Genomic DNA, 18,662 nt, shown 5'->3' on the forward strand with positions numbered 1-18,662 from the left:
TGAACACTCGCGTCTTCGCCGGCAGCAGCTTCTGTGCGCTGAATGGCAAGGCACAGGAGATCGCCAGTTTAGTGGCGTATCTTGCGGGCCCTGAAGCGGGCTATATCACCGGCGCCAACCTGACCATCGACGGTGGTTTCTCGGCCTGAGTACGCGCAGCGTAAGGCGGTCGATGACACAAAACAGACGCTCAAGGGAGCGGCTGTCTTGTGTACGCAGGCCTGTCAACTCGATGGCATCTGGGAGAGCAGCTTGTCCAGCGTTACCGGGTACTCGCGCACGCGGACGCCGGTAGCGTTGTAGATCGCATTGGCAATGGCGGCTGATACGCCGCAGATTCCCAGCTCACCTACGCCCTTGGCTTTCATCGGAGACGACAGGGGATCGCTTTCGTCGAGGAAAACGACATCCTGATGGGGAATGTCTGCGTGTACAGGCACCTCGTAGCCGGCCAGGTCGTGATTGACGAACAATCCATAGCGCGTGTCGACGGCAAGCTCCTCCATCAGTGCTGCACCGACACCCATGGTCATGGCGCCGATCACCTGGCTACGTGCTGTTTTCGGGTTGAGAATGCGTCCGGCCGAGCACACCGCGAGCATCCTCTTCACACGTATTTCGGCAGTTGCAGCATGCACGGCGACTTCCACGAAGTGTGCGCCGAAGGTGGAGAGGCGATAGCGCTCGTTCAGATCACCAAATTCGATGCCGTCCTCTGCCTCCAGAGGGCCGTCCAGGGTGGCCTCCGTCAAGCTGGCCCGTCTTTCTCCCTGGCGAACTTCGCCTGCTTCATAGGTCGCTTGTGTCGGGTCAAAACCCAGTTGGCGAGCGATTTTTTCACGTAATTTCACGCAGGCCGCATATACGCCGGCAGTCGAGCTATTGGCACCCCATTGGCCGCCGGAACCGGAGGATACGGGGAACTCGGAGTCGCCGAGACGCACATGCACCTGTTCCAGAGGTACGCCGAGCATCTCCGCCGCCGTCTGGCCGATGATGGTGTAGCTGCCGGTGCCGATATCGGTCATGTCGGTTTCAACGATGATCCTGCCCGTAGTATCCAGGCGGACGCGCGCCGCCGACGGCGCCACCAGCGCATCACGATAGGCGCCTGCCACGCCAAGGCCGATCAGCCAGTCGCCGTCGCGGCGCGAGGCAGGGACAGCCTGGCGGCGAGCCCAGCCAAAGCGTTCGGCGCCTTGGCGCAAACATTCTTTGAGGTGACGCTGGGAGTATGAGCGTTGAGGTTGCTGCGGATCGACCAGTGAGTCATTGATGATGCGAAACTCGACCGGGTCGATGCCGAGCTTTTCCGCCATCTCATCCATGGCAACCTCCAGTGCCATCGACCCGGGCGCATCGCTCGGCGCGCGCATGGCGTTGGCTTCGGGAAGGTCGAGTCTGGCGACGCGGGAGGTAGTGGAGCGATTGGCCCCGGCATACAGCGGGCGCGAGTAGATGACTCCGGACTCGGCATTGGCGCCGTTGAGATCGCCCGACCAGTTGTCGTGGCCAATCGCGACGATGCCGCCGTCGCGGGTGGCGCCTAGGCGTATGCGCTGGATGGTGGCGGCACGGTGGGTGGTGTTGTTCATGATCATCGGTCGTGGCAGTGCCACTTTCACCGGCCTGCCCGCAGCACGAGCGCCCAGCGCAGCGAGCAGGGCATCGGCGCGGATGAACAGCTTGCCGCCAAAGCCGCCGCCGATATAGGGGGAGATGATACGGACCTTTTCGCGCGGCACGCCCAGCGTCTCGGCAAGATCCTTCGCGCCCCACTCGATCATCTGATTGGAGGTCCATAAGGTCAGGCGATCACCATCCCAGCGTGCCATCGACGCATGTGGCTCCATCATCGCGTGCGACTGATCGGGTGTGTGGTAGGTGGCGTCCAGCTGTACCTCGGCCGTGGCAAAAGCCTGATTGAAGTCGCCGACCTCACTGTCGGCCGGCCCTCCGACCAGTTTATCCGGCCTGGTGGCCTGCTCTCTGGCCGCCGCAAGGTCCGATTGGGGTTGTTGTGGCGCGTACTCGATCCTTACCAGTTCGGCAGCTGCGCGAGCCTGCTCGAAGGTTTGTGCGACCACCAGTGCGACGGCCTGATGGTAGTGCTGTACCTCTGGGCCGGCCAGCAGCCGGGCATTGTTGCGCTGGCCCTTGGCAAGTTTGCCGGCGTTTTCAGCGGTGATGATGCTGACAACCCCCGGGGCCGCACGGGCGAGGGAAAGATCGATGGAGGTGATACGTCCCTTGGCGATGGCCGCACCGACTATCTGGCCGTAGGCGAGGTCGCTGGCCTGTTCGTGCCACTCGTAGGCGTAGGTGGCGGTTCCGGTGGTCTTGAGCGGTCCGTCGATGCGTTCGAACGGACGACCTATCACCCGTTGCTGGTCGATCGGATTGCTGCCGGCTGCGCTTTCGAACTTCATACGCGGGCCCTCGCGTCTGCCAGCACGGCGTTCAGGGTGCGCCGAACCAATGTGGATTTGAAGGCGTTGTGCTCGGTTGTACGAGCGCCGACGAGCAGCGCCTCGGCCGTCGCGCTGGCGCCGCGACTCAGTTCGGCATCGGCGGCGGTCAGCCGCCAGGGCTTGGCGGCTACCCCGCCCAGGGCAACGCGCCCACTACCGTCGTCGTGGATCACTGCGGCCACCGATACCAGGGCAAAGGCATAGGAGGCCCGGTCACGCACCTTGTGATAGAGATGGGTGCCGCCAATGGGTTTGGGCAGCGTGACTGCGGTGATCAGCTCTCCGGGGCTCAGCGCGTGTTCGATCTCTGGCGTATCGCCAGGCAGGCGATGGAAATCGGCAATGGCGATGTGTCGGGTACTTCCGTCTGGTTTGACGGTTTCCACTTTTGCGTCGAGCAGGCGCATCGCCACGGCCATGTCGCTGGGATGAGTGGCAATACAGGCGTCACTGGTGCCCAGCACTGCATGCTGGCGGCTGAAACCCTCGATAGCCGAGCATCCCGAGCCGGGCTGGCGCTTGTTGCACGGCAGGTTGCTGTCATAGAAGTAGGGGCAGCGCGTGCGTTGCAGCAGGTTGCCGGCAGTGGTGGCCTTGTTACGCAGCTGGCCGGAGGCACCGGCCAGTAGCGCACGCGACAGCACCGCGTAGTCACGGCGGATGAGCTGGTCAGCAGCCAGGTCGGTATTGCGTACCAGAGCACCGATGCGCACGCCGCCGTCTCCGGTTTGCTCCACGCGGTCAAGCTTGAGGGCGTTGACGTCGATCAGGTGCAGTGGCGTTTCGATCTCGAGTTTCATCAGGTCGAGCAGGTTGGTGCCGCCAGCGATGAATTTGGCGCCTGGCGTGCGCGCTGCCGCGGCGGCCGCTTCGGCTGGCGAGCTGGCAAGCTCGTAGGAAAACGGTTTCATGCCAGTTCCTCCGAGGCCGTGTTGATCGCTTCGATGATGTTTGAGTAGGCCCCGCAGCGGCAGATGTTGCCGCTCATGCGTTCGCGCAACTCTGCCTCGCTACGTTTGGGGGCGCCTTGCAGGTCGTCGGTCACATGGCTGGGTACGCCTTGTTCGATCTCTTCCAGAACGGCGACGGCCGAACATATCTGGCCAGGTGTGCAGTAGCCGCACTGGTAACCATCATGCTTGACGAAAGCGGCTTGCATCGGGTGCAGGTTTTCAGGCGTACCCAGGCCCTCGATGGTGGTGATCTCGGCGCCTTGGTGCATCACTGCCAAGGTCAGGCAGCTATTGATGCGACGGCCGTCGACGATCATGGTGCAGGCCCCGCATTGGCCATGATCACAGCCTTTCTTACTGCCAGTAAGGTGCAGGTGCTCGCGCAGTGCATCCAGCAACGAGGTGCGATTGTCCAGTTCCAGCTCCTGCTGCCGGCCATTGACCTTGAAGCCCACCCTGGACTTCTGCACCTCGCGAACTGGGCGCGGTTGCTGGGGGGCGGCCTCACTCAGGCCGGCGATCGGGGCCGTGCCCAGTACCATCAGATTGCGACTGAGTGAGAGGACGTCGCGTCGTGAATAACCTTGGTTCCCGCTGGAGTCACTCATGCTTGTCTCCTTCGCTTTGGCATGCGGGCGATGCGCTATCGCCCCAGGAGTGCGGTGTCTAGGTTCCGACTGTGCGAGGGCCGCACAAGTTGCAACAACATGTCCAAGTGCATGCAATTGGCTGGGGACTGACGGGCGCATGCGTGATGTTGGAGATGACACCTCCGGCCGCCGCTGGGTTGCGCTAATGCTGCGGGGAGGGCGCCTTAGTCGCTTGAAGACTCCAGCGCTGCGAGTATCTGCACGGCAAGACGCACGCGTTCGGCATTGGGATAGTTGCGGTTGGCAAGGATCACCACGCCGGTGTCGTGCGCTGGCAGCAACAGGATGTAGGCGCCGAAGCCGTTGGTGGAACCGGTCTTGTTCAGCAACAGGTCGCCCTCGGCGGGCTTGGCCACTGCGAAGCGTTCGACGGGCTGTGGCTGCAGCGCCATTTCGGCGGAGTTGCCGGCCTGCAGGCGTTCCAGACTGATTGGATAGGCATAGCGTTCCCAGCCCAGGCCCTGGGTCATGTCGCCGCTCTGGTAGTAGCCGCGGTGAGTAGCGCTGACGGCCTGGTGCAGAGGCGCGGGCAGGCGATCCGGGTGCAGGTTGGCCTCGATGAAGCGCAGCATGTCGGTCGTGCTGGATTTCAGCCCATAGGCTTCGGCATCCAGGGCGCCGGGGGCCACCCGAATCGCCTTATCGTCGCGATAGCCCCAGGCGTAGTGCTGCATCTGCTCGGCAGGTATCTGCACGTAGCTTTCGCGCATGCCCAGTTGCGGCAGCAGGTCCTGCTCCATCACCTGCTGGAAGGGTTTGGCCAGGCTGGCCGCTGCCAGGTGACCGAACAGGCCGATGCTCGGGTTCGAGTACAGGCGACGGGTGCCCGCCGGATAGACGGCCTGCCAGTTGCGGTAGTAGTCGAGCATCTGCTGTTCGTTGCCGATGGTATCCGGAAACTGCAGCGGCAGGCCGCCGGCACTGTAAGTCGCCAGGTCCAGCAGGCTGATGTGGTCGAACGCGCTGCCCTGCAGCGCCGGCAGATACTGGCTGGCATTGTCACTGAGGTTCAGGGTGCCACGCGCCTGCGCGTAGGCGCCGAGGGTGGCGGTGAACAGCTTGCTGATCGAACCCAGCTCGAACAGGGTGTGACGATCCACGGCCTGGCCACTTTCACGGGAGGCGAGGCCATAGTCGAAGAAGTGCTGCTGGCCCTGGTGGCTGATAGCGATGGCCATGCCGGGGATGGCGTAGGCCTGCATCACCGATTTTGCTGCGGCGTCCACCTGTGTTTCCAGTGAAGGCGATGCCGGCGCCTGGCTGGCGGCCAGCAGAGTCAGGGCGGCGAACAGGGGGCGATACAGGTGGCGCATGCTGAGTTCCTTTCGTGGCGGTGCGGCGCGTGTCCGCTCGGCAGGCAAGTGCGGTGGCAAATGTATGGCTTGGGCCGAGTCTTCGAGCAAAGGTTCAGGGCCTGACGCCCTGTTCGCGCAGGCGCTTGTACAGAGTGTTGCGGCTCAGGCCGAGGTGGCGGGCCAGGTAGGAGATATTACCGCCACACGCCTGGTACTGGCTGGCCAGGTCGTCGCTGTCTGTCAGGGGTGACAAAGGCTGCGGCGCCTCGCTGGGCAGGTCGGTGAAGAAATCGTCCGGCAGGTGCTCCGCGCGGATAGGCTGGTCGTCGGCCATGGCCAGCGCGACCCGTAAAACACTGCTCAACTGGCGCAGGTTGCCTGGCCAGGTGTGGCGCTGGAATAGTTCGAGTACTTCGCGACTGAGCCCTGCCCATTGCCTGGGTTCGCGGTGCTGTTCCCAGAGTTTCTGGAACAGGGCCGCCTTGTCGCTGCGTTCGCGCAGTGGCGGCAGCTCCAGGTTCAGCCCGCTGATGCGGTAGTAGAGGTCGGCGCGAAACTGACCGCTGTCGACGTCCTGGCGCAACGGGCGGTTGGTCGCGGAGATCAGGCGGACATCCACCGGGTGCAACTCGCTGCTGCCCAGCGGTTGCACGCAGCGCTCCTGCAGCACGCGCAACAGGCGAGCTTGCACACGCAGCGGCATATCGCCGATTTCGTCGAGAAACAGCGTGCCCTTGTGTGCCTTGCGGATCAGGCCGACGTGACCTTTCTGACTGGCGCCGGTAAAGGCGCCTTTTTCGTAGCCGAACAGCTCCGACTCCACCAGTTCCGCCGGAATGGCCGCGCAGTTGACCGCAATGAATGCCTGGTTGGCGCGCGAGCTGGCACGGTGTAGCGCCTTGACGAACACCTCCTTGCCGGCGCCGGTTTCGCCCTGCACCAGGATGGGAATGTCCTTCTCCAGCAGGCGTTCGGCCTGGCGGATGGCCTTGTTCATGCGCGCATCGCCCAGGCTCAGGGTATGCAGCTGTGGTTCTTCCGTGCTCGGTGTGGCGGGCGGGCGAAAGTCACGTGCCTGGATTGGTGCAGGCCGCGACGGGCGTCGTACCCGCGCATGAAAACGAAAGTGGCCGCGGGTGCGCAGATTGAATGGCTGGCCGTCCGGCTGATTGAGCAGTTGTTGTAGCGGCAGGTCGAATAACTGCTCGACAGCGCCATAGGCGAGCGGTTGCCCGAGCAGGTTATCGGCGCGGCGGTTGGCCGACACCACGTGGCCCTGATCGTCGAATACCACCAGGCCAGCCCAGGGGCTGTCGAGGTTGTCGAGGCTGGTGTTGAAGCTGAGCAGGTGGTACTGGTCGGCGAACAGTTTGAGGATCAGGCGGTTCTCCACCGACTGGCTCATCATCTTGACCATGCCCAGGGTATGCGCCGGTGGCAGGTAGCTGTCGCTGGAGACGTCGAGCACGGCGATCATGCGCCGTTGTTCGTCGAAGATCGGTGAGGCCGAGCCGGTCATGAAGCGGTTGGCCTTGAGGAAATGCTCGTCATGCTGGATGTGCACGGCTTGCCCGCAACTGAGTGCGGTGCCGATGGCATTGGTGCCGGTATAGCGTTCCAGCCAGCTGGCGCCGGCGACGAAACCCGCGGCCTGGCGCGGCTCGATAAAACGCTGATCGCCCCATGACTGCAGCAGTCGGCCCTGTTCGTCGGCGAGCATGATCAGGCAGTTGGAGTTGGCGAGGATGGTGCCGTAGTAGGGCAACACCTCCTGATGGGTGGTCTGCACCAGGGCCTGGCGACTTTCCAGCAGAGCCGAAAGATCACCGGACGTCGGCAGGTCGAAGCGCGGCGGGCTTTGGTGGGTCAGGCCATAGTCACGACAGCGCGACCAGGACTCCCGGATGATGGTGTCATGTGCCGGGGCACGGGCAGCTTCGGTCATCGGTGATCTCTTCTTGTTGTTTCGCGATCTGCGCCGCGATCAGTCCAGTCTCGTTCAAGACTGTTCAAAGTCAACGAACGAATTGTTCAGTTGTTCACATCCGACTGTTCAAAAGTGTTCAGCGAGAGGCTGGAAGAGCAATTCTCGCTTTCGGTATTTTTCAATACTTATCAACGAGATGAGATGGATTTTGAAGGGCTGGCACGCTTGTCGCTGTATAGGTTCGCAATCGAATGGCACGACAAGAAAAAGGACAGGCCATGTCGCTCAAGCTCGAACACGTCACCCGTATCGTCGATGGCCAGGTGCATATCGATGATGCCTGCCTGAGTTTCGAACCCGGTTCGTTCAATGTGCTGCTGGGCCGAACCCTGGCCGGCAAGACCAGCCTGATGCGGCTGATGGCTGGCCTGGATCGACCCAGCAGCGGCCGCGTGCTGATGAATGGCGCCGATGTCACCGGTGTGCCGGTGCGTCAGCGCAATGTGTCGATGGTCTATCAGCAATTCATCAACTATCCGACTTTGACGGTGTTCGAGAACATCGCCTCGCCGCTGCGCCAGGCTGGTATGGCCAGGGAGCAGGTCATTGAGAAGGTCGAGAGCACGGCGCGCATGCTGCGTATCGACAACCTGCTGTCACGCTACCCGTTGGAGCTGTCTGGCGGTCAGCAGCAGCGCACAGCCATGGCGCGGGCGCTGGTCAAGGACGCTTCGCTGATCCTCTTCGACGAGCCGTTGGTCAACCTCGACTACAAGCTGCGCGAGGAGTTGCGCCAGGAAATGCGCGAGCTGTTCCAGGCGCGCCACACCATCGCCATCTACGCCACCACCGAACCGAACGAGGCGCTGGCTCTGGGCGGCACCACCACCATCCTGCACGAGGGGCGGGTGGTGCAGAGTGGCAAGACCGCCGATGTTTATCACCGCCCGCAACAGGTGCTGGCCGCCGAGTTGTTCTCGGAACCGGCGATCAACCTGATGCCGGGGCGAATCAGCGGCAGTGAGGTGAGCTTCGCCGACTGCGTGCACTTTCCGCTTAACCCTGATCTGCGCGGCATTGCCGAGGGTGATTACCGCTTCGGCGTGCGTCCGAGCCATATCGGCCTGGTGCCGTCCAATGACGATGACCTGGAGTTGGCGGTAACCGTGGAGCTGGCCGAGATCAGCGGTTCGGAAACCTTCCTCCATGTGCGCAACGAGCAGTTCGTGCTGGTGCTGCATCTGCCCGGCGTGCACGAGTACGCGGTGGATTCGTCGATCCTGATCTACATCCCCACCCACAAGCTGTTCGTCTTCGCTGCCAATGGGCAATTGGTGCAGGCGCCCAGTCGTCGTCAGGGGAGGGCTGCCTGATGGCCGAGATTCGTTTGCATAACTTGGCGCACAGCTACAGCGGTGCGCCGAAGGCGGCGGAAGATTATGCGATCCGCGAGATGAACCACATCTGGCAGCAGGGCGGCGCCTATGCCCTGCTGGGGCCGTCGGGCTGCGGCAAGTCGACCCTGCTCAACATTATCTCCGGCCTGCTCAGTCCTTCGCAGGGCGAGGTGCAGTTCGACGGCAAGGCGGTCAACGCGCTGTCGCCGCAGCAGCGCAACATCGCTCAGGTTTTCCAGTTCCCGGTGGTCTACGACACCATGACGGTGTTCGACAACCTGGCCTTCCCACTACGCAACCAGGGCATGGACGAGGCGAGGGTGATGAGCAAGGTGCACGAGATTGCCGAGGTGCTCGAACTCCATCCGTTGCTACAGAAGAAGGCGCGCAACCTCACCGCCGACGAGAAACAGAAGGTGTCCATGGGGCGCGGGCTGGTGCGCGACGACGTGTCGGCGATCCTCTTCGACGAGCCGCTGACGGTGATCGATCCGCACCTGAAGTGGAAGCTGCGGCGCAAGCTCAAGCAGATTCACGAGCAGTTCAACATCACCATGGTCTACGTCACCCACGACCAGTTGGAGGCCTCCACCTTCGCCGACAAGATCGCGGTGATGTATGGCGGGCAGATCGTCCAGTTCGGTACCCCGCGCGAGTTGTTCGAGCGCCCCGGACACACCTTCGTCGGCTACTTCATTGGCAGTCCGGGGATGAACCTGATCGAGGTGCAGCGCTGCGCGGGCGGCGTGCGCTTCGCCGATACGGTGCTGCCGCTTTCCGACGCGCTCAACCAGCGCCTGGCCGAACTGGAGGGCAAGCGCTTGCAGGTGGGTATCCGCCCCGAGTTCGTGCACATCTGGGATGGCGCCTACGAAGACGCGCTGTGCGCCCGCGTGCTGCATGTCGAGGACCTCGGCACCTACAAAATTCTCACCTTCGACCTCGACGGCCAGGTGCTCAAGGCGCGCCTGCAGGAGGATCAGCCTGTTCCTGGCGAGCAGGTGTACCTGAGTTTTCCTGCGCAGTGGCTGATGCTCTATGCCGATGACTACCTGGTGGAGGTGGCGCCATGAAGGTGCAGAACAACAAGGCCTGGTGGCTGGTGCTGCCGGTGTTCCTGCTGGTGGCCTTCAGCGCCATTGTGCCGATGATGACGGTGGTCAACTACTCGGTGCAGGACATCTTCGATCCGGCCACGCGCTACTTCGTCGGCGTCGACTGGTATCGCCAGGTGTTGCAGGACCCGCGCCTGCACGACTCGCTGCTGCGCCAGTTCATCTTCTCCGCCTGCGTGCTGCTGATCGAGATTCCGCTGGGCATCGCCATCGCCCTGTGCATGCCGACCCGCGGGCGCTGGGCGTCGCTGTGCCTGATCCTGATGGCCATCCCGCTGCTGATTCCATGGAACGTGGTGGGCACCATCTGGCAGATCTTTGGCCGTGCCGACATCGGCCTGATGGGCTGGGCGTTGAACAAGCTGGGCCTCAGCTACAACTATGCCGCCAACACCATGGATGCCTGGGTGACGGTGCTGATCATGGACGTCTGGCACTGGACGTCGCTGGTGGCGCTGCTGTGCTACTCGGGGCTGCGGGCGATACCCGACGTCTACTACCAGGCGGCGCGCATCGACCGTGCGTCGAACTGGGCGGTGTTCCGCCATATCCAGCTGCCCAAGCTGAAGAGCGTGCTGTTGATCGCGGTGATGTTGCGCTTCATGGACAGTTTCATGATCTACACCGAGCCGTTCGTGCTGACCGGTGGCGGCCCGGGCAACGCCACCACCTTCCTCAGCCAGACCCTGACGCAAATGGCCATCGGCCAGTTCGACCTGGGCCCGGCGGCGGCGTTCTCGCTGGTCTACTTCCTGATCATCCTGCTGGTGTCTTGGCTGTTCTACACAGCCATGACCCACAACGACAAGAATCGCTGAGGCCGACCATGATGCTACGCAAACGCCTGGCACTGCTGATCTATTTCCTGTTCCTGCTGGTGCCGATCTACTGGCTGCTGAACATGTCGTTCAAGACCAACACGGAAATTCTCGGCGGGCTCAGTCTGTGGCCGCAGAGCTTCACCCTGGACAACTATCGGGTGATCTTCACCGACCGCAGTTGGTACGAGGGCTACCTCAATTCGCTGTACTACGTCAGCCTCAACACCCTGATTTCGCTCAGCGTGGCGTTGCCGGCGGCCTATGCCTTCTCGCGCTATCGCTTTCTCGGTGACAAGCACCTGTTCTTCTGGCTGCTGACCAACCGCATGGCGCCGCCGGCGGTGTTCCTGCTGCCATTCTTCCAGCTGTATTCGTCCATCGGCCTGTTCGACACCCACATCGCCGTGGCGCTGGCGCACTGCCTGTTCAACGTGCCGTTGGCGGTATGGATTCTCGAGGGCTTCATGTCCAGCGTGCCCAAGGAAATCGACGAGACGGCCTATATCGATGGCTACAGCTTCCCGAAATTCTTCGTGAAGATATTCCTCCCGCTGATCCGCTCCGGCATCGGCGTCACGGCCTTCTTCTGCTTCATGTTCTCCTGGGTCGAGCTGCTGCTGGCGCGCACTCTGACATCCGTGGACGCCAAACCCATCGCGGCGGTGATGACCCGCACGGTGTCCGCCTCGGGCATCGACTGGGGCGTGCTGGCGGCGGCCGGGGTACTGACCATCATCCCCGGCATGCTGGTGATCTGGTTCGTTCGCAATCATGTGGCCAAGGGCTTTGCCCTTGGGCGCGTGTAAGGAGGTTACTCATGAGCTGGATGGCCTGGACTTTGCCTACCGCGTTGTTCTTCGCCGGCATTGCCGTGCTGCTGGCTGGCATGACGCTGGTGGAGCTGCGCTGGCCGTGCGTCGAGCGCAAGGGGTTTCTGCCGATCGCCACCACCCGTGGCGACCGGTTGTTCATCGGTCTGCTCGGTAGCGCCTATCTGCACCTGCTGGTGATAGGTGTGACCGACTGGAGCGTGTGGATAGCGTCATTGCTATCGCTGGTGTGGTTGTGCGCAGTCATGCGCTGGGGCTGAGCCGGGCTGCCGCCGGTGTGCCTCTCCCCAAATCCTGAGATGGAGGTCTCTATGTTCGACAATAACAACAAGACCCGACATAGCATGGCGCTGGCTGCCTTGCTGGCGTTGTCCGGTTTGAGCGGTGCGGCCTGGGCGGATGCCTATGAAGAGGCCGCGAAGAAATGGATCGCCGAGGAATTCAACCCCTCGACCCTGACGCCCGAGCAGCAGCTCGAGGAACTGAAATGGTTCATCAAGGCCGCCGAGCCATTCCGCGGCATGGATATCAGCGTGGTGTCGGAAACCATCACCACCCATGAGTACGAGTCCAAGGTGCTGGCCAAGGCCTTCAGCGAGATCACCGGGATCAAGCTGCGCCATGACCTGCTGCAGGAAGGCGATGTGGTCGAGAAGCTGCAGACGCAGATGCAGTCGGACAAGAACATCTACGACGGCTGGGTCAACGACTCCGACCTGATCGGTACTCATGCGCGCTACGGTAAGGCCATGGCCATCAGCGACATGATCGAAGGCGAAGCCAAGGACTTCACCTCGCCGACCCTGGATCTCGAAGACTTCATCGGTATTTCCTTCACCACAGGTCCGGACGGCAAGCTGTACCAACTGCCGGATCAGCAGTTCGCCAACCTCTACTGGTTCCGTGCCGACTGGTTCGAGCGTCCGGAGCTCAAGGCCAAGTTCAAGGACATCTATGGCTACGAGCTGGGCGTGCCGGTCAACTGGTCGGCCTATGAGGACATTGCCCAGTTCTTCTTCGAGCACGTCAAGGAAATCGATGGTCAGCGCGTCTATGGCCATATGGACTACGGCAAGAAAGACCCGTCGCTGGGCTGGCGCTTCACTGATGCCTGGTTCTCCATGGCCGGTGGTGGCGACAAGGGTCTGCCCAATGGCCTGCCGGTGGACGAGTGGGGTATTCGAGTCGACGGTTGCCGCCCGGTAGGCTCCAGCGTCGCCCGGGGCGGCGATACCAACGGCCCGGCAGCGGTGTTCGCCACGCAGAAATACGTCGACTGGATGCGCCAGTATGCGCCGCCGGAAGCCCAGGGCATGACCTTCTCCGAAGCCGGGCCGGTGCCAGCGCAGGGCGCCATCGCCCAGCAGATCTTCTGGTACACCGCCTTCACCGCCGACATGACCAAGCCGGGCCTGCCGGTGGTCAACGAGGACGGCACGCCGAAGTGGCGTATGGCCCCGTCGCCCAAGGGACCATATTGGGAGGAGGGCATGAAGCTCGGTTACCAGGACACCGGCTCCTGGACCTTCCTCAAGTCCACCCCGGAGAAGCAGCGTCTGGCGGCCTGGCTGTATGCCCAGTTCGTCACGTCCAAGACCGTGTCGCTGAAGAAGACTCTGGTTGGCCTGACGCCGATCCGTGAGTCGGACATCAACTCCGATGCGATGAGCGAAGTAGCGCCCAAACTCGGTGGCCTGGTGGAGTTCTACCGCAGCCCGGCGCGCGTGCAGTGGACGCCGACCGGTACCAATGTGCCGGACTATCCGCGCCTGGCGCAGTTGTGGTGGCAGTTCATCGCCGAGGCAGCCAGTGGCGACAAGACGCCACAGCAGGCGCTCGATGGCCTGGCGGCTGCGCAGGACACCATGCTTGGTCGCCTGGAACGCTCCAACGTACTGGGTGAGTGCGGGCCGAAACTGAACGAGCCGCGTGATCCGCAGTACTGGTTCGATCAGCCCGGTGCGCCCAAGCCCAAGCTGGCCAACGAGAAGCCCAAGGGCGAAACCATCGCCTATGACGAACTGCTCAAATCCTGGGAGCAGGCGCGCAAGTGAGGCCGATGCCTTTGTTGTAGGAGCGGCTTTAGTCGCGAAAAAAACGGCACCCTGGGGTGCCGTTTTTATTCAACCGCACAACTTATTTATGCAGGTGCTCGGCCGCGTGCAGGGTGTTTTCCAGCAGGCCCGCGCGAGTCATCGGGCCGACGCCGCCCGGAACGGGAGTGATCCAGCCGGCGCGGGGCAGGGCAGTTTCGTATACCACGTCGCCGACCAGCTTGCCGTCGTCCTGGCGGTTGATGCCGACATCGATAACGATGGCGCCTTGCTTGATCCACTCGCCCTTGACCAGTCCCGGCTTGCCGGCGGCGACCACCACGATATCGGCCTGGCCGACATGGCCGGCAAGGTCCTTGGTGAAGCGGTGGGTGACGGTGACCGTACAGCCGGCCAGTAGCAACTCCATGGCCATCGGGCGGCCGACGATGTTGGAGGCGCCGACTACCACCGCGTGCAGACCATAGAGGTCGACGCCGGTGCTTTCCAACAGGGTCATGATGCCCTTGGGCGTGCAGGGGCGCAGCAGCGGCATGCGCTGGGCCAGGCGGCCGATGTTATAGGGGTGGAATCCGTCCACATCCTTGTCTGGGCGAATGCGCTCGAGCAGCAGTGAGCTGTCCAGGTGTTCAGGCAGCGGCAGCTGAACCAGGATGCCGTCGATGGCCGGGTCTTCGTTGAGTTCGTCGATCAGGGCGAGCAGATCGGTCTGGCTGGTCTCTGCCGGTAGGTCGTAGGCGCGGGACAGAAAGCCAACCTCTTCGCAATCCTTGCGTTTGTGTGACACATAGACCTGAGAGGCCGGATCGGTACCGACCAGAATAACGGCCAGACCCGGAGTGCGAAGGCCTTGTTGGCGGCGTTCGTCGACGCGTTTGGCAATCTGCTGGCGGAGGCTGGCGGCGATCGCTTTGCCATCGATCAGTTGTGCGGTCATTACGCTGGTTAACCATTAATAAGGATGAAAAAAGGACGCGCATTCTCGCATGGGCGCTGACCTGGGCAAAGGCGCCTGCCGTCGTTTTCGCGTAACTCCTTTATATCGCTGAACTTTTTTGAAAATTTATGTTGACGAGGTCAGGGGGCGTCTATAACATTCGCCCCGCTTCTCAGGAACAGCCACTCGCTGGGTGAGACGGCAAGAGTCAAACCCTTGTGGTGAGGCTGGAGCCGAAAGCTTCTAAGTCTGCGCTAGCGGATGGATAAGCGCCCGTAGCTCAGCTGGATAGAGCATCCGCCTTCTAAGCGGATGGTCGCAGGTTCGAGTCCTGCCGGGTGCGCCATTTGGCGGTCAGGCAATATGAGTAGCAATGCAATATGGTGGGCGTAGCTCAGTTGGTAGAGCACAGGATTGTGGCTCCTGGTGTCGTGGGTTCGATTCCCATCGTCCACCCCATATTCCAAAGCGCCAGGCCCAAAGCCTGGCGTTTTTGTTTTAGGCTTCAAACCACGCGGACGTGGTGAAATTGGTAGACACACCAGATTTAGGTTCTGGCGCCGCAAGGTGTGAGAGTTCGAGTCTCTCCGTCCGCACCATCTTACAAATCCCCCCGTATTGCCGCCTGTTTCTAGGGTGACTTCTTCAAATCGACCCTCTAGAATGCTTGGCCTTGAATCGGGGCCGGCCTGTGCCGGCTTGTGTCTGTGCAACGAGGAATATCCATGCAAGTTTCTGTTGAAAGCACTTCTGCTCTTGAGCGCCGCATGACCGTCGGCGTACCCGTCGAGCGCATCGAGACCGAAGTCAACAAGCGTCTGCAACAGACTGCCCGCCGTGCAAAAGTGCCTGGCTTCCGTCCTGGCAAAGTGCCGATGAGCGTCATTCGTCAGCGTTACGAAGATGCCGCACGTCAGGAAGCGCTGGGTGATCTGATTCAGGCGACCTTCTATGAGGCCGTCGTCGAGCAGAAGCTGAACCCGGCTGGTGCTCCGTCGGTCGAGCCGAAATCCTTCGAGAAGGGCCAGGCGCTGGAGTATGTCGCGACTTTCGAAGTGTTCCCGGAGTTCGAAGTCACCGGTCTGGAAGGCATCGCCATCGAGCGTCTGCAGGCCGAGGTTGCCGATACTGACGTCGATAACATGCTGGACATCCTGCGCAAGCAGAACACTCGCTTCGAAGACGTTGAGCGCGCAGCCGAGAACGGCGATCAGCTGAACATCGACTTCGTCGGCAAGATCGACGGCGAAGCCTTCGCTGGCGGCAGTGCCAAGGGCACTCAGCTGGTGTTGGGTAGCGGCCGTATGATCCCGGGCTTCGAAGACGCTTTGGTTGGCGCCAAAGCCGGTGAAGAGCGCGTGATCAATCCGACCTTCCCCGAGGACTATCAGAACCTCGATCTGGCCGGCAAAACCGCCGAGTTCACCGTTACCGTGAACAGCGTTTCCGCACCGCAGCTGCCTGAGCTGAACGATGAGTTCTTCGCCCTGTTCGGTATCAAGGAAGGTGGTCTGGAAGGTTTCCGTACCGAAGTTCGCAAGAACATGGAGCGCGAACTGCGTCAGGCCATCAAATCCAAGGTCAAGAACCAGGTAATGGACGGCCTGCTGGCTGCCAATCCGGTTGAAGTGCCGAAGGCGCTGATCGGTAACGAAGTGGATCGTCTGCGTGTGCAGGCTGTTCAGCAGTTCGGTGGCAACATCAAGCCTGATCAACTGCCGGCCGAGCTTTTCGAAGAGCAGGCCAAGCGCCGTGTCGTGCTGGGCCTGATCGTCGCTGAAGTGGTCAAGCAGTTCGAACTCAAGCCTGACGAGGCCCGCGTGCGTGAGCTCATCGAAGAGATGGCCTCGGCCTACCAGGAGCCTGAGCAGGTGGTGGCTTGGTACTACAAGAACGACCAGCAGATGAACGAAGTGCGTTCGGTTGTACTGGAAGAGCAAGTTGTAGATACTGTTCTGCAGAAGGCCAACGTGACCGATAAAGCAGTTTCCTACGAAGACGCAGTCAAGCCGGCGGAAGCTCCTAAAGCCGACTGATCTCGTAAGCTCGTTCGAGAACACCACCATAAGCCAGCCTCCGCGCTGGCTTATGTGTATTTGAGACATGACTATTAGGGAGTGAGCGCAAGACATGTCCCGCAATCCTTTTATGCAAAACATGCCTGAAATCCAGGCCGCTGGCGGCCTGGTGCCGATGGTCATCGAGCAATCCGCTCGTGGCGAGCGTGCCTATGACATCTATTCGCGCCTGCTCAAGGAGCGTGTGATCTTCCTGGTTGGCCAGGTCGAGGATTACATGGCCAACCTGATCTGTGCCCAGTTGCTGTTCCTTGAGGCAGAGAATCCGGACAAGGACATTCACCTGTACATCAATTCGCCCGGTGGTTCGGTAACTGCTGGTATGGCCATTTACGACACCATGCAGTTCATCAAGGCGGATGTGTCCACCACATGCATCGGTCAGGCCTGCAGCATGGGTGCCTTCCTGCTGGCTGGCGGCGCCAAGGGCAAGCGTTTCTGCCTGCCTAACTCGCGTGTGATGATCCACCAGCCGCTGGGCGGCTTCCAGGGCCAGGCCTCGGACATCGAGATCCACGCCAAGGAAATCCTCTTTATCCGTGAGCGCCTGAACGAGTTGCTGGCCCAGCACACCGGCCAGAGCCTGGAAACCATCGAGCGTGATACCAACCGCGACAACTTCATGAGCGCCTCGCGCGCCGTCGAGTACGGCCTGGTCGATGCGGTGCATGAGAAGCGTCAAATGCCGGTCTAGATGCGGCGCCGGCAGCGGGCATTCTCAATGGGTGCAATTCGTGCCCTTGAAAATGCCCGCATTTGCCTTCATCTTGTGTTTCAAGCCTACCGTATTGGATTGATCGAATGACTGATACCCGTAACGGTGAGGACAGCGGCAAACTGCTTTATTGCTCCTTCTGCGGCAAGAGCCAGCACGAAGTGCGCAAGTTGATCGCCGGTCCCTCCGTCTTCATCTGCGACGAATGCGTCGACCTGTGCAATGACATCATCCGCGAGGAGGTGCAGGAAGCCCAGGCCGAGAGCAGCGCGCACAAGCTTCCAGCGCCCAAGGAAATCAGCAGCATCCTCGATCAGTATGTCATTGGTCAGGAGCGCGCCAAGAAGGTGCTGTCGGTAGCGGTTTACAACCACTACAAGCGTCTCAACCAGCGTGACAAGAAAGATGATGTCGAGCTGGGCAAGAGCAATATTCTGCTGATCGGTCCGACCGGTTCGGGCAAGACGCTGTTGGCTGAAACCCTGGCTCGTCTGCTCAATGTGCCATTCACCATCGCCGATGCCACCACGCTGACCGAGGCTGGCTACGTGGGTGAGGATGTTGAGAACATCATCCAGAAGCTGCTGCAGAAGTGCGATTACGATGTCGAGAAAGCCCAGATGGGTATCGTCTACATCGATGAAATCGACAAGATCTCGCGCAAGTCGGATAACCCGTCGATCACTCGCGATGTATCCGGTGAGGGCGTGCAGCAGGCGCTGCTCAAGCTGATCGAAGGCACTGTAGCCTCGGTACCGCCGCAGGGTGGTCGCAAGCATCCGCAGCAAGAGTTTCTGCAGGTCGATACGCGCAACATCCTGTTCATCTGTGGCGGCGCTTTCGCCGGTCTGGAGAAGGTCATCCAGGCTCGCTCCACCAAGGGCGGCATCGGTTTCGGTGCGGAAGTGCGCAGCAAGCAGGAAGGCAAGAAGATCGGCGAGTCGTTGCGTGAGGTCGAGCCGGACGATCTGGTCAAGTTTGGCCTGATCCCCGAGTTCGTCGGTCGTTTGCCGGTCATTGCCACTCTCGAGGAGCTGGATGAGGCTGCACTGGTGCAGATCCTTACCGAGCCGAAGAACGCGCTGACCAAGCAGTATGGCAAGCTCTTCGAGATGGAAGGCGTCGATCTGGAGTTCCGTCCCGACGCGCTGAAATCCGTCGCGCAGAAGGCGCTGGAGCGCAGGACCGGAGCGCGTGGTCTGCGCTCGATTCTCGAGGGCATCTTGCTCGACACCATGTACGAAATTCCGTCCCAGCAGGACGTGAGCAAGGTGGTGATCGACGAGAGCGTCATCGATGGCTCTTCCAAGCCGCTGTTGATTTACGAGAACAGCGAGCCGCCCGCCAAAGCCGCACCCGAGGCGTAACGCCTGTTACACGGTGCAAAGAAGGGGCCCTATGGGCCCCTTCGCTTTTATG

General features: G+C 61.5%; 15 protein-coding genes, 3 tRNA genes and 1 pseudogene. 13 read left to right on the top strand and 6 right to left on the bottom strand.

Going from position 1 to position 18,662, the window contains the following annotated elements:
• Positions 1 to 47: 47 nt before the first annotated feature.
• Positions 48 to 149, top strand: a pseudogene (locus ACJRW5_RS08295) (SDR family oxidoreductase); the annotation flags it as partial.
• Between the two features lie 75 nt (positions 150 to 224).
• Here ACJRW5_RS08295 and paoC read toward each other — a convergent pair.
• From paoC to ACJRW5_RS08320, 5 genes are all read right to left on the bottom strand, one after another.
• On the bottom strand, positions 225 to 2,429 hold the full coding sequence (gene paoC, locus ACJRW5_RS08300; RefSeq protein ID WP_484570051.1) for an aldehyde oxidoreductase molybdenum-binding subunit PaoC: 2,205 nt from the start codon (positions 2,427 to 2,429) through the stop codon (positions 225 to 227).
• Positions 2,426 to 3,382, bottom strand: coding sequence for an FAD binding domain-containing protein (locus tag ACJRW5_RS08305; protein WP_484570052.1), 957 nt, complete (start codon positions 3,380 to 3,382; stop codon positions 2,426 to 2,428). Before ACJRW5_RS08305 ends, paoC begins: the two co-directional genes overlap by 4 nt.
• Positions 3,379 to 4,032 (bottom strand): aldehyde dehydrogenase iron-sulfur subunit PaoA, encoded by a 654-nt coding sequence (paoA, locus tag ACJRW5_RS08310; protein WP_484570053.1) that lies wholly within the window; start codon positions 4,030 to 4,032, stop codon positions 3,379 to 3,381. The genes ACJRW5_RS08305 and paoA overlap by 4 nt, the downstream gene beginning before the upstream one ends.
• 206 nt (positions 4,033 to 4,238) lie before the next feature.
• Positions 4,239 to 5,387, bottom strand: coding sequence for a class C beta-lactamase (ampC, locus tag ACJRW5_RS08315; RefSeq protein ID WP_484570054.1), 1,149 nt, complete (start codon positions 5,385 to 5,387; stop codon positions 4,239 to 4,241).
• 94 nt (positions 5,388 to 5,481) lie between these two features.
• Positions 5,482 to 7,314 carry a sigma-54-dependent Fis family transcriptional regulator gene (locus ACJRW5_RS08320; protein WP_484570055.1) on the bottom strand — a complete coding sequence of 611 codons (1,833 nt, stop codon included), beginning with the start codon at positions 7,312 to 7,314 and terminating at the stop codon, positions 5,482 to 5,484.
• A 260-nt stretch (positions 7,315 to 7,574) separates the two neighbouring features.
• Between ACJRW5_RS08320 and ACJRW5_RS08325 the strand changes: the two genes are divergently transcribed.
• Genes ACJRW5_RS08325 through ACJRW5_RS08350 form a run of 6 tightly spaced genes read left to right on the top strand, consistent with a single transcriptional unit; the run spans position 7,575 to position 13,513 of the window.
• Entirely contained in the window at positions 7,575 to 8,669 is a 1,095-nt protein-coding gene (locus ACJRW5_RS08325; RefSeq protein ID WP_484570056.1) for an ABC transporter ATP-binding protein, read from the top strand.
• On the top strand, positions 8,669 to 9,766 hold the full coding sequence (locus ACJRW5_RS08330; protein ID WP_484570057.1) for an ABC transporter ATP-binding protein: 1,098 nt from the start codon (positions 8,669 to 8,671) through the stop codon (positions 9,764 to 9,766). The genes ACJRW5_RS08325 and ACJRW5_RS08330 overlap by 1 nt, the downstream gene beginning before the upstream one ends.
• Positions 9,763 to 10,626 carry a carbohydrate ABC transporter permease gene (locus ACJRW5_RS08335; RefSeq protein WP_484570058.1) on the top strand — a complete coding sequence of 288 codons (864 nt, stop codon included), beginning with the start codon at positions 9,763 to 9,765 and terminating at the stop codon, positions 10,624 to 10,626. The genes ACJRW5_RS08330 and ACJRW5_RS08335 overlap by 4 nt, the downstream gene beginning before the upstream one ends.
• 8 nt (positions 10,627 to 10,634) lie before the next feature.
• Positions 10,635 to 11,435: a carbohydrate ABC transporter permease gene (locus ACJRW5_RS08340; protein WP_484570059.1), complete on the top strand. Its 801-nt coding sequence runs from the start codon at positions 10,635 to 10,637 to the stop codon at positions 11,433 to 11,435.
• A gap of 11 nt (positions 11,436 to 11,446) precedes the next feature.
• Positions 11,447 to 11,719 (top strand): DUF2160 domain-containing protein, encoded by a 273-nt coding sequence (locus ACJRW5_RS08345; RefSeq protein ID WP_484570060.1) that lies wholly within the window; start codon positions 11,447 to 11,449, stop codon positions 11,717 to 11,719.
• A gap of 51 nt (positions 11,720 to 11,770) precedes the next feature.
• On the top strand, positions 11,771 to 13,513 hold the full coding sequence (locus ACJRW5_RS08350) for an ABC transporter substrate-binding protein (protein ID WP_484570061.1): 1,743 nt from the start codon (positions 11,771 to 11,773) through the stop codon (positions 13,511 to 13,513).
• Positions 13,514 to 13,595: 82 nt separating this feature from the next.
• Here the strand turns inward: ACJRW5_RS08350 and folD are convergent, their stop codons facing one another.
• Entirely contained in the window at positions 13,596 to 14,450 is an 855-nt protein-coding gene (folD, locus tag ACJRW5_RS08355) for a bifunctional methylenetetrahydrofolate dehydrogenase/methenyltetrahydrofolate cyclohydrolase FolD (protein ID WP_484570062.1), read from the bottom strand.
• Between the two features lie 269 nt (positions 14,451 to 14,719).
• Between folD and ACJRW5_RS08360 the strand changes: the two genes are divergently transcribed.
• The 6 genes from ACJRW5_RS08360 to clpX all read left to right on the top strand — a co-directional run bounded on the left by ACJRW5_RS08360 (position 14,720) and on the right by clpX (position 18,610).
• Positions 14,720 to 14,796, top strand: a tRNA-Arg gene (locus ACJRW5_RS08360).
• A gap of 37 nt (positions 14,797 to 14,833) precedes the next feature.
• A tRNA-His gene (locus ACJRW5_RS08365) sits at positions 14,834 to 14,909 on the top strand.
• A gap of 55 nt (positions 14,910 to 14,964) precedes the next feature.
• Positions 14,965 to 15,049, top strand: a tRNA-Leu gene (locus tag ACJRW5_RS08370).
• 126 nt (positions 15,050 to 15,175) lie between these two features.
• A complete protein-coding gene (tig, locus tag ACJRW5_RS08375) occupies positions 15,176 to 16,486 on the top strand; it encodes a trigger factor (RefSeq protein WP_484570063.1) in 1,311 nt (436 codons plus the stop codon).
• A 94-nt stretch (positions 16,487 to 16,580) separates the two neighbouring features.
• Positions 16,581 to 17,222, top strand: a complete 642-nt coding sequence (gene clpP / locus ACJRW5_RS08380) for an ATP-dependent Clp endopeptidase proteolytic subunit ClpP (RefSeq protein WP_024308001.1) — start codon at positions 16,581 to 16,583, stop codon at positions 17,220 to 17,222.
• A gap of 107 nt (positions 17,223 to 17,329) precedes the next feature.
• On the top strand, positions 17,330 to 18,610 hold the full coding sequence (gene clpX, locus ACJRW5_RS08385; protein WP_484570064.1) for an ATP-dependent Clp protease ATP-binding subunit ClpX: 1,281 nt from the start codon (positions 17,330 to 17,332) through the stop codon (positions 18,608 to 18,610).
• Positions 18,611 to 18,662: the final 52 nt, after the last annotated feature.

It is taken from the genome of Pseudomonas pichavaramensis, from assembly GCF_050473265.1.
Taxonomy (GTDB): Bacteria; Pseudomonadota; Gammaproteobacteria; order Pseudomonadales; family Pseudomonadaceae; genus Aquipseudomonas.